Origin of the sequence: Gluconobacter kondonii (assembly GCF_002723995.1) — a bacterium.
GTDB lineage: Bacteria > Pseudomonadota > Alphaproteobacteria > Acetobacterales > Acetobacteraceae > Gluconobacter > Gluconobacter kondonii.
Genome location: NZ_BEWP01000022.1, coordinates 19,162 through 29,337, shown reverse-complemented (window position 1 = coordinate 29,337; position 10,176 = coordinate 19,162). Strand labels below are relative to the sequence as shown.

Here is a 10,176-nt window from a genome sequence, read left to right as displayed (position 1 = left end):
TAATTTCGGGCGAAGGCTCAAGACCCTCAGTGGCCTTACCCCTTACGAATACGTCTGCAAAATCTGGACTTCAGAGCCAGAAAGATTCATCATCAATCCAACCCATCAAAACACGGGACTAAACACCTAGGTCACGTTGACAAAAGACCCAATCCAGAATTTTGCGGCGGCGATATTGAGGAAACTCATGAAGGATAAAGCGGTCTTGTCGTAGCGGGTCGCTATGCGGCGCATCTGCTTGAGCCTGTTGAACATCCGCTCGATGTGGTTGCGATCCCTGTAACGCCGCCAGTCTGTTTTCTGTGGAGCGCTGCGGCCTTTGCGTGATGGAATGACTGGCAGGATCCCGTGGACCAGCAGTTCCTGGCGGAAACTGTCACTGTCATAGCCCCGGTCGGCCAGCATGGCTTTGGGGTTCGGGACAGGTAGCTTCATCAGGGCGTCTATAGCTTTGTAATCCGAGACTTGGCCTCCGGTAAGAACAAAGCCGAGAGGGCGTCCCTGATTGTCACATCGGGCATGGATTTTGCTCGTAAAGCCGCCGCGTGACCGACCAAAAGCCTCCGAATAAGCCCCCCTTTTGCCCCAGTGGCCTGTGAATGGGCGCGGATTACGGTGCTGTCGATCATATGCTGCCAGTTATCAGTCAGCCCGAGATCTACCAGGGTTTGTAAAAGAGCATCCCAGACACCCTGTTCAGCCCAACGCCGGAACCTGACATAGACCGAGTTCCACTTGCCGTAGCGTTCATGCATGTCCCGCCAGGGGCAACCCGTTCGTAGAACATGCAGCATACCATTGAGAAACTGGCGATTGTCTCCAGATGGACGTGCCCAACGTCCACGCTCAGGCGGCAGAAGTGGACCAATCATCGCCCATTCCTGATCCGTCAGATCGCCTCGTGCCATGCCTGTTCTCTCTGCCCGTTATCCCACAGCCAGCAAGTGAATCAGATCTCAGCCAAATCGTATAGATCTTTTGTCAACGTGACCTAACCAGAGCGTTATTGCTCACCCAGCCTGACCAGAACAGGCATCATCATCGCAAAAAGCTCCGCCTGCGAGGAAATGGCACAGCGCGTATGGATCTGTTTGCGAAACACCTTCACCGTCTGCACGCTCACCCCCATCAGCCTTGCAATCGAACGCGAGGAATGCCCCCGCAAAATCAGCAAAGCCGTCTGTGACTGCCGCGCCGTCAGCACGATGCCATACGTCTTTTCAAACTGCTCGCGGAACTCCGTCATGGTATCCTGCGCATGTGCGGTCGGCGCAGCTTCAAGCCCTGACCAGTGTCTCCCCGCCAGCGCTGCTACAACAGGCTGAATGGCGAGAGCTTTTTCCCACTCCGCCGCAACAAATGTCTCTCCCGAACTCGTATCGCGCCCGAGACAGATATGAATGGAAACATCCGCCGATATCCGGACCAGATACGTCATCTCGTCCAGAATATGCGTATCCCGGTAATATTTCAGGTAATAGTCCGACGCAGCGAAATGATCGGGAACAATATCCTCAAGACGATATAGCCCCGAAGGCGTCCCGGCCCTGTCCACAACAAAAAACGGATCAAGCAGATAGATCCCCGTGCAATACGCACTGTCAAACCGGGCATGGACATTTTTTTCTTTTGAGTGCGTCAACAGGCACTTCGGCCGACCATCCCTCCCATAGGAAAGGATCGTCAGATTATCGATCGGGACACAACTCTCGAGCCACGCCACAAGATACTGCTCGAACGCAGGAGTCATCAGCGCTGAAATCACCGCCCCAAGCTGCTGTTCCTGCTGACAAAACATCCGGCTATACCCCTTCAGGGCAATATACGTCCCATCCACACAGAGCCTACCATCACACATCAGCAGCTGCATCCCGCACAGCCCTTATAGATGGAGGACCTGAACATGCCGTCTGCACTACCCTACACCACCGAAGACATTCTCGCGGCAGATACCCATCTCGTCCAGTCCTGGGCGGATCTTGACAGTCTAAAGAAACCCCATGCCCGCACCGCAATCGTTGCAGCAAAGGGCGTCATGGTTCGTGACAGTAACGGTCAGGAATTGATTGATGGCATTGGCGGTTTGTGGTGCGTCAACGTGGGTCACGGACGCCCCGAGATCATTGACGCCATTTCCAACCAGCTTTCAACGCTGGATTTTTATTCCACCTTCTACACCTTCACGCACCCCACAGCCGCCGCACTGGCCAAAAAACTGGCGCAACTGGCGCCTGAAAACCTGAATCACGTCCATTTCTCCACTTCAGGGTCGGATGCCAATGACGGCGCCGTGCGCATCTTGCATCATTATTACGAGCGCCTGGGAAAACCCGAAAAGAAACTCGTCCTGAGCCGCCACGGCGCGTATCACGGCTCGACCTATCTCTCCATCGCAATGACCACCCCCGCCTATTCCAAAGGCTGGTCAAAAGCCGAAGGGATCGTCCATCACCTGAAAAAACCGCATTACTGGCGCGAAGGCGACGGGATGACAGAGGCGGACTTCACGGATCTGCTCATCGCCGACCTGCGCCATGAAATCGAACGCCTTGGCCCCGAAAACATCGCCTGTTTCATTGGCGAACCCATCATGGGAGCTGGCGGCGTCATCGTTCCACCCAAAGGATACCACCGACGCGTTCAGGACGTCTGTCGGGAATACGATATCAAGTTTGTAGCCGATGAAGTCGTCACGGCGTTCGGACGTCTCGGACATTTCTTCGCTTCCGAAGCGGTTTTCGATACCCAGCCGGACATGATCACCATCGCAAAAGGCGTCACCTCCGGCTATCAGCCCCTCGCCGCCACGATCATGACCGACGAAATCTACGATGTGGTGTCCGGCCCGGACGGCATCTTCACCCACGGCATGACTTATGCCGGCCATCCGGCCGCCGCCGCCGCCGGTCTGGCGAATATCGCCCTAATGGAAGCCGAACAGATCCCGGAACGGGTACTCGTCACGGGCAAGCTGTTTGAAAACACATTACGCACGCTGGAAGATCTCGACATCGTCGGCGAAGTCCGCGGCAGCCATTTTATGATGGGCATAGAATTCGTCAGGGACAGGACCAGCAAAACCCTCTTCGATGCCAAGCTCAACATTGGCATGCTGGTCGCGCGCAAGGCTCAGGAAAAAGGCCTCGTCGCCCGCCCGCTTGGACATATCCTGATTCTATCCCCACCACTGATCCTGTCGGAAGAGCAGATCGCCAGAATTGGAGACATCCTCCGCGAAAGCATCACGGAGGTCATGCACGACCTTTCAAAAGCCTGAAGGTAAGCGTTCTCAATATCCCCAGTCAGGGTGATAGGTCAGGGCGGGAGTCTTCCCCGCCTCGATCTCGCCGATAGCCCCGGCGACATAAGCCGCCTGCATTTTGCAGGACGCCTCGGCCGCAACATGGGGGGTCACGAAAACTTTCGGGTGCTCCCAGAAAACAGCATCCTGCGGCAGTGGCTCCTGCGCAAAAACATCCAGCACAGCCCCCCGCATCCGCCCGCTGTCGAGCGCCGAAATCAGGTCTTCCGCCACCACCTGCTCGCCACGCCCCACATTGATCAGACTGCCCCCCGGCTTCAGATGGGACAGAAACTCCGCATCAATCAGACCGCGCGTCTGCGGCGTACTTGGCAAAAGATTGACCAGAATATCTGTCTTTCCGAGAAAATCGACCTTGCCGTCCTCTCCGAAATACAGCGCAACATCCTCAATCGGCCGCACCCGGCGACACCACGCCGAAACCTGAAACCCGGCCTTTGACAGGCGCTGCGCCACAGCCGACCCCAGATTGCCATATCCCAGAATCCCGATCGTGGTCTCCGCACTCGTGCGGTATTCAAGATTGCGACGCCAGATTTTCTTCTCCTGCTGCAAGGCCCAGGTCCGCGCATCACGCAGCAGCGAAACGATCGCCCACAGCACATAATCCGCCATCAGAACCGCCGTCTGGTCTCCCCCCATACGGACCAGCATGACATCCTTCGGAAAATCTTCCCGACCCACCAGATGGTTCACCCCCGCCCCACTACAGAAAATGGCGCGCATATGCTGCATTTTCGCCATTTCTCCAGGAGCCGGGTCCCAGACCAGCGCATAATCGGCTTTGGACGGATCAAACGCCGGATCAAACCACGACGCCGTCCGGATACCGGGCGCCACCTCACGGAAAGCATTCCGCCAGCTCTCCCAGACGCCCGGCCCTTCTGCACTGATTGCAAGCGTTACCATCAGATTTCTCCGCAAAACCCCAACACGCGCCCGAACGGATCAGTATTTGATCCAGACCGTCTTCAGAGCAGAATATTTATCGAAACTGTGAAGCGAGAGGTCACGTCCGAAACCGGACTGCTTCATGCCCCCGAACGGCGTCATCGGAGACAACGCATCAACGGTATTGATCGACACCGTTCCCGCATTCAGCCTGTCCGAAACTGTCAAAGCCCGCGTGATGTCCCGGGTCCAGACGGACGCCGCCAGACCGTAAGGCGTATCATTGGCCAGAGCCACCGCCTCATCCTCGTCCCGGAACGTCTGGACAGCCAGAACAGGTCCGAAAATCTCCTCGCGCACAATCGTGGCGTCCGACGCAACATCCGCAAAAACCGTCGGCTGGATATAGGCCCGCGATGCCCCATGGGTCAGTTGCCCTCCCCCCGTCACAAGTCTGCCGCTCTGACGTCCGGCTTCAATGAAACCGGCAACACGGTCCGCATGCTCCACCGTCGCCATCGGCCCCAGCCGCGTAGACGGGTCCAGCGGATTACCGGGCACAAGAGCCTCGGCTCTGGCCTTCAGCCGCCCGATCATATCCTGCGCGATCGTTTCATGTACCAACAGACGCGAATTCGCCGAACAGACCTGCCCCTGATTGAAGAAAATACCCCAGGCTGCCTTGTCCGCAGCAGCCTCCAAATCGGCATCAGGAAATACCAGACATGGGCTCTTCCCGCCCGTCTCCAGCCAGACCTGCTTCATGTTGCTCTCACCGGCATAGCCCTGAAAGAGCTTTCCGATCTCCGTCGAACCGGTAAAGGCCAGACAGTCCACATCCGGATGCAGCCCCAGAGCGCGCCCCGCCTCATGCCCTAACCCCGTCACGACGTTCAGCACACCCGCTGGCAGACCGGCTTCGGACCCAAGCTCCGCAAGGCGCAATGCGGACAGCGGAGACTGCTCGGCAGGCTTAAGAACAACTGAGTTTCCCACAGCCAGAGCCGGCGCAATTTTCCAGATCGCGAGATCCAGCGGAAAATTCCACGGCACCACCACACCTACAACCCCAAGCGGCACCCGGCGCACCATCGCAAGATCCCGCCCGCCCGTCGGTGCAATCTCGTCATACAGCTTGTCGATGGCCTCAGCATGCCATTGCAGAATAGCCGCAGCACCCGGCACGTCAATCGTGAGCGTATCGGAAATCGGCTTGCCCACATCCAGCGTGTCCAAAAGGGCCAGTTCTTCAAGATTGTCCCGCACAAGCTGCGCCCAGCGCAGCAGAACGGCCTTGCGCTCCGCCGGTGTCAGGCCAGACCAGACAGCACTTTCAAAGGCGGCCCGCCCGCTGACAACGGCCCGGTCGATATCCCCGGCATCGCCCCGCGCCACCTGCGCCAGAACAGCGCCCGTCGCCGGATTGACGGTCTCGAACCGCTGCCCCGAAAGAGCCGGAACAAACCGCCCGTCAATCCAGCAGTCGTTGCGCAATGACAGTTCGGCAGCACGCTTCGTATAAAACTCGGTATTTTTCGTCATCCGGTCTGCTCTCTTCCGTCTTCAGACATCCTGCAGGCCCTCAGGCCCGGACATGTCGGACTATAATTTCCATAGAGCCTGCGGCCCGCGCCTGCGCAGGGCAGCGATGTCTTCAAGACCGGCCAGCCCCAGAATATCCACCACTTCCTGAGACAGCGCGCGGATGGCTTTCTCCACGGAGGCCTCACCGCCCGCAGCCAGCGCCCAGGCCCACGGACGCCCGATGGAAACGGCCGTCGCCCCCAGCGCCAGCGCCGTCACAACGTCCCCGCCCCGGCGAATGCCACTGTCGAGAACGATATCGCCCCTGCCCTCAACGACGTCCACAATCTGCGGTAAAACGTCCAGCGTCGCCGGAGACGGGTCCATCTGCCGTCCACCATGATTGGAGACGATCACCCCATCCGCACCCGCCGCAATAGCGTTCCCTGCGTCTTCCGGGTGCATGACGCCCTTCACAACAAGCCGCCCCTTCCATTCGCTCCGGAGCCATTCAAGCCCGGCCCTGTCGAGCGTGGGATCAATCTGCGCGGCCATATCCTTGGCCTGCCCCATGATACCGTGCGCCGAGGTATAGGCGGCCAGATTTCCGATCGCCGGCGTCCCGCGCCCCACCATGCCCAGACACCAGCGCGGATGGGCCATCATCCCCGCCATCTGCATCAGCGTGGGCCGCGAAAGATGGCGGAATCCATTCCGCACATCCCGCTCCCGCACGGGCGTAATAGCCGTATCAATCGTTACGATAATGCCGTCCATGCCGCATTGCGCCGCACGGGCCAGCATGTCCCGCGTCAGACCCCGGTCCCGGAAAACATAGATCTGCGCAAGCGGCGCGCCCCCGACTTTCGCAACCGCTTCCATCGGATCAATGGAAAAGGTGGAAACGGCCATCCCCACCCCGCAGCGCAACGCCGCACGCGCGGCGCCCGTTTCGCGGTCCGGATGCAACATCCCCGCAAAGCCGACCGGCGCGAGCATGAACGGCGCTGCCCACTCCTGCCCGAAACAGCGCACACCCGCATCCACGGTCTCGACGTTCTTCAGCCCCCGCGGCACGATCCCCCATTCGCGGAAAGCCTCACGGTTCCGCACCATGGTCCATTCTCCATGCGCGCCCCCATCGACATAATCCGCAAACAGCCGGGGAAGACGCCGCCGCGCGGACGCCGCAACACCGGAAAAGACACCGTCATCAACGCGCGTCATAAACGACCCGCCCCCCAAGAACGGTCATCAGAACCGAAATTTCCGAAATCCGCTCGGGCGGCACATCAGCCGGATCCGCATCCAGAATCACCAGATCCGCCAGTTTTCCGACCTCGATGCTGCCTTCCTGCCCCTCACGATGACAGGCAAAAGCCCCCGCCGCCGTATAGGCATACAGCGCCTCGTCAACGCTGATGGCCTGCTGCGGAACGAACGCCGCGCCTCCCGCAAGGCTCCGGCGGGTCACGGCCTTGCCGATCCCCCGAAGCGGCGACAGCGACACGATCGGCCAGTCCGTCCCGAACGCCACGACACTGCCCGCATCCAGAAGCGACCGGTTCGGAAACGCCCGCTCCTGCTCGCTCTCGCGCACCCGCTGCGCCCACACCCCGTCCATCCCCATCCATTCATCGGACGGCGCAACCATCACAGGCTGAAGACAGGCAACCGCACCCAGCTCTTTGAACCGGGGAATATCCCCGGCAAACGGAATTTCCACATGCTCGACGCGATGCCGCAGGGAGCGCGTCGCTTCGGGAACCTGCGCATAGGCATCCAGCGCAAGCCGGATCGCCCCACTGCCGATCGCATGCGTCCAGATCTGAAACCCCGCCTCGGACACCTGCCGCACAGCGGAGTGATAGGCCTCAGGCTTCCAGACCAGCGTTCCCGTCTCGTCCGGCCGGTCCGCATAACCCTGCGGCATGCTGGCCGTATGCGATTCAAGAACGCCATCCAGAAAGAACTTTACCCCGTCCAGACTCAGCATCGGCGAATGATACCGCCGACGCAGCTCCCCGATCTCGGCCAGCCGCTTTTCCGAAAGCTCCGGCGGCGGCATCTCGACCATGACCCCGACCCGACAGGTCAGCGCGCCGGAGGCTTCCATCTCCGCAAGCGCCGGAAACAGCCCTTCGTCATAGGCCGCGCTCTCAACCCTCGTGATCCCGCAACGAGCCATTTCCTCCAGAACGCGCTCAAGACCGTCCCGAACCAGCGCCTCATCCATGGGCACCACATGCGCCCCGACCAGCTTACCCGCCTCTTCCTTGAGCCACCCCGTCGGAGACCCATCCGGACGGCGCACGATTTCCCCGCCCTCCGGGTTCGGCGTGGACGCATCAATGCCCGCAAGTTCGAGCGCCCTGCTGTTGGCCCAGGCCGCATGCGCCATGCCGGACCTCAGAAAAACCGGCCGGTCCAGCACCACCGCATCAAGCATCGCACGGTCAAAACCTTCGGGCGGCAGATCCGGATAGCCGTAGCTCCATTCCAGCCCTACAAGCCATTCCCGCTCTGGATGCGCAGCGGCAAACGCCTCCACCCGCCCCACGACTTCCGCCATCGTTCTGGCGTCCCGCAGGCCGATATTCGACAGATATTCCGCCCCCATCAACAGATGAAGATGGCTGTCCACAAACCCCGGAAGGACACAGGCGCCCCCTAGATCCACCTGCTCCACATCCGCCCCGCAGCCGTCAAGCAACGCTTGACACTCGCCAATTGCCGCAATCCGCCCATCGCGCAGAAGGACCGCGCCTTCAAATCGCTCATCGCCCGGAAGCGCAATCCGCGCATTGTATAAAAGCGTCATGCCCGCTCTCCCGCAGGCAGAACTTTCCGCCGGAACGTCCGCTCCGCAACAATATAGATTACCGGCGTCAGGATGAGGCTCACCACCCAGGAAACATCCACTCCTCCCAACACTTTTGCCATACTTCCCGTATAAAGATTGGTCGCCAGAAACGGAATTTGCACCGCAATCCCGACCCCGTAACAGATCAGGGCCGGCGTGTTGTAATACCCGTAAATCCCGCCGTCTTTCTTGAAGAAAGAGGCGACGTCATAGTCTCCATGATGGAGAATGTAATAATCCGTCAGGTTAATCGCCGTCCACGGGATCATGACCGACATCAGAAGTTCCAGAAACTCGCTGTAAGCCGTCATGAACTGATCGGCCATGAGCGTGGCCATGCCGAAAGCCAGCGACAGCAGCCCCACCGTCACCACAAGCCGCGCGCCTTTGCCGTAATGACGGTCCGGCGTGAACGTCTGCGCCACAGTCAGCGTCGAGAGCGCCCCGCAATAGACATTCATGGCATTCGCCACCGCAATGCCGATGGACAGCGCCAGCAGAACCGGCACCGCCGTTACGCCCAGAATCGCCGTAAGCGCCTGAATGACATGCGCCCCACCCGCCACGATCCCGATCGCAGCCCCCAGCCCCATGGCCAGCATCGACCCCGAAACGGACCCCGAAAAACACGCCAGAAACGCATATTTTTCGCTTTTCGGCCCCGCCGGAAGATATCGCGACGAATCCGAAACATAAGGCGCATAGGCAATCTGCCATAAAGCCGCCAGCGACAGGGTCCGCAGAATACCCGTCCCGCTCCATGACGACGCCACAATATCATGCACCGCCGGGTGCACACCCATGACCTGCCACAGACAGACCAGCACGGCCGCCCCGCACAGCAGCGTCAGAATCCGCGCCGCAACATGGATCACATGATAGCCAAGGATGGCAGGAACGATGGACAGAATCTGAATGATCAGAATGGCCGGAAACCGCCCCAGCCCCGGAAAACATGACTGAAGCCCCTCCGCTCCCAGAACAAGATTTGAGGCCGCAAACCCGACATACATCAGCACAATCACCGCTGTCACAGGAACCGCCCCGAACAGCCCGAACTGCCCCCGCGTCTGGATCATCTGCGGCACACCTAATCGAGGCCCCTGAGCCGCATGCAGCGCCATGAAAATGCCGCCCACCAGATTGCCCGCCAGAAGCGCCAGTAGCGCAGGAACCAGAGACAGCCCGAAAACCGTCGTCGCCAACGCCCCGGTTACGACCGTCAGCATCATGAGATTCGGCCCGAACCAGACCGTAAACAGGTCTTTCGCACTCCCATGACGGCGATCCGGAGAAATGGGGTAAATCGTCTCTATTTCCAGTGTGCCAATGGTCTCCATCGCGCCACTCTCCGTCCTTCTGCCCGTCAATCCGCCATGCGGAAAGATGCTGACACTGCCACGTTCCATTGCAATATCAGATCATTATAAAACATACATTTTTCCGTATTGGTAATGTGTTTCTGGTGCATATTTCCTGAAGCCCTACCCCGGAAAAAGCTACGCGCAGTTCCTCCCGATCAGTCTTTTCATTCCGGCTTCATCATATCTATACCGGAATAGAGAAATGAGGCCCG

At 59.4% G+C, this 10,176-nt stretch carries 7 protein-coding genes and 2 pseudogenes; 2 read left to right on the top strand and 7 right to left on the bottom strand.

Annotated features, from left to right (window positions below):
- Positions 1-130, top strand: a pseudogene (locus tag GKO01_RS14225) (IS481 family transposase); the annotation flags it as partial.
- Here GKO01_RS14225 and GKO01_RS16385 read toward each other — a convergent pair.
- Both GKO01_RS16385 and GKO01_RS14215 read right to left on the bottom strand, forming a co-directional pair.
- Positions 127-908, bottom strand: a pseudogene (locus tag GKO01_RS16385) (IS5 family transposase). The pseudogenes GKO01_RS14225 and GKO01_RS16385 overlap by 4 nt on opposite strands.
- A gap of 95 nt (positions 909-1,003) precedes the next feature.
- Positions 1,004-1,870 carry a helix-turn-helix transcriptional regulator gene (locus GKO01_RS14215; protein ID WP_099287594.1) on the bottom strand — a complete coding sequence of 289 codons (867 nt, stop codon included), beginning with the start codon at positions 1,868-1,870 and terminating at the stop codon, positions 1,004-1,006.
- A gap of 33 nt (positions 1,871-1,903) precedes the next feature.
- Between GKO01_RS14215 and GKO01_RS14210 the strand changes: the two genes are divergently transcribed.
- Positions 1,904-3,277 carry an aminotransferase class III-fold pyridoxal phosphate-dependent enzyme gene (locus GKO01_RS14210; protein ID WP_099287593.1) on the top strand — a complete coding sequence of 458 codons (1,374 nt, stop codon included), beginning with the start codon at positions 1,904-1,906 and terminating at the stop codon, positions 3,275-3,277.
- A 12-nt stretch (positions 3,278-3,289) separates the two neighbouring features.
- On the opposite strand, the gene GKO01_RS14205 is transcribed toward GKO01_RS14210, so the two are convergent.
- Genes GKO01_RS14205 through GKO01_RS14185 form a run of 5 tightly spaced genes read right to left on the bottom strand, consistent with a single transcriptional unit; the run spans position 3,290 to position 9,940 of the window.
- Positions 3,290-4,231, bottom strand: coding sequence for a 2-hydroxyacid dehydrogenase (locus tag GKO01_RS14205; RefSeq protein WP_099287592.1), 942 nt, complete (start codon positions 4,229-4,231; stop codon positions 3,290-3,292).
- Positions 4,232-4,270: 39 nt separating this feature from the next.
- A complete protein-coding gene (locus GKO01_RS14200) occupies positions 4,271-5,755 on the bottom strand; it encodes an aldehyde dehydrogenase (protein ID WP_099287591.1) in 1,485 nt (494 codons plus the stop codon).
- Between the two features lie 60 nt (positions 5,756-5,815).
- Entirely contained in the window at positions 5,816-6,964 is a 1,149-nt protein-coding gene (locus GKO01_RS14195; RefSeq protein WP_099287590.1) for an alpha-hydroxy acid oxidase, read from the bottom strand.
- Positions 6,951-8,558 carry an amidohydrolase gene (locus GKO01_RS14190; RefSeq protein WP_099287589.1) on the bottom strand — a complete coding sequence of 536 codons (1,608 nt, stop codon included), beginning with the start codon at positions 8,556-8,558 and terminating at the stop codon, positions 6,951-6,953. The genes GKO01_RS14195 and GKO01_RS14190 overlap by 14 nt, the downstream gene beginning before the upstream one ends.
- Positions 8,555-9,940 carry a purine-cytosine permease family protein gene (locus GKO01_RS14185; RefSeq protein WP_099287597.1) on the bottom strand — a complete coding sequence of 462 codons (1,386 nt, stop codon included), beginning with the start codon at positions 9,938-9,940 and terminating at the stop codon, positions 8,555-8,557. The genes GKO01_RS14190 and GKO01_RS14185 overlap by 4 nt, the downstream gene beginning before the upstream one ends.
- Positions 9,941-10,176: the final 236 nt, after the last annotated feature.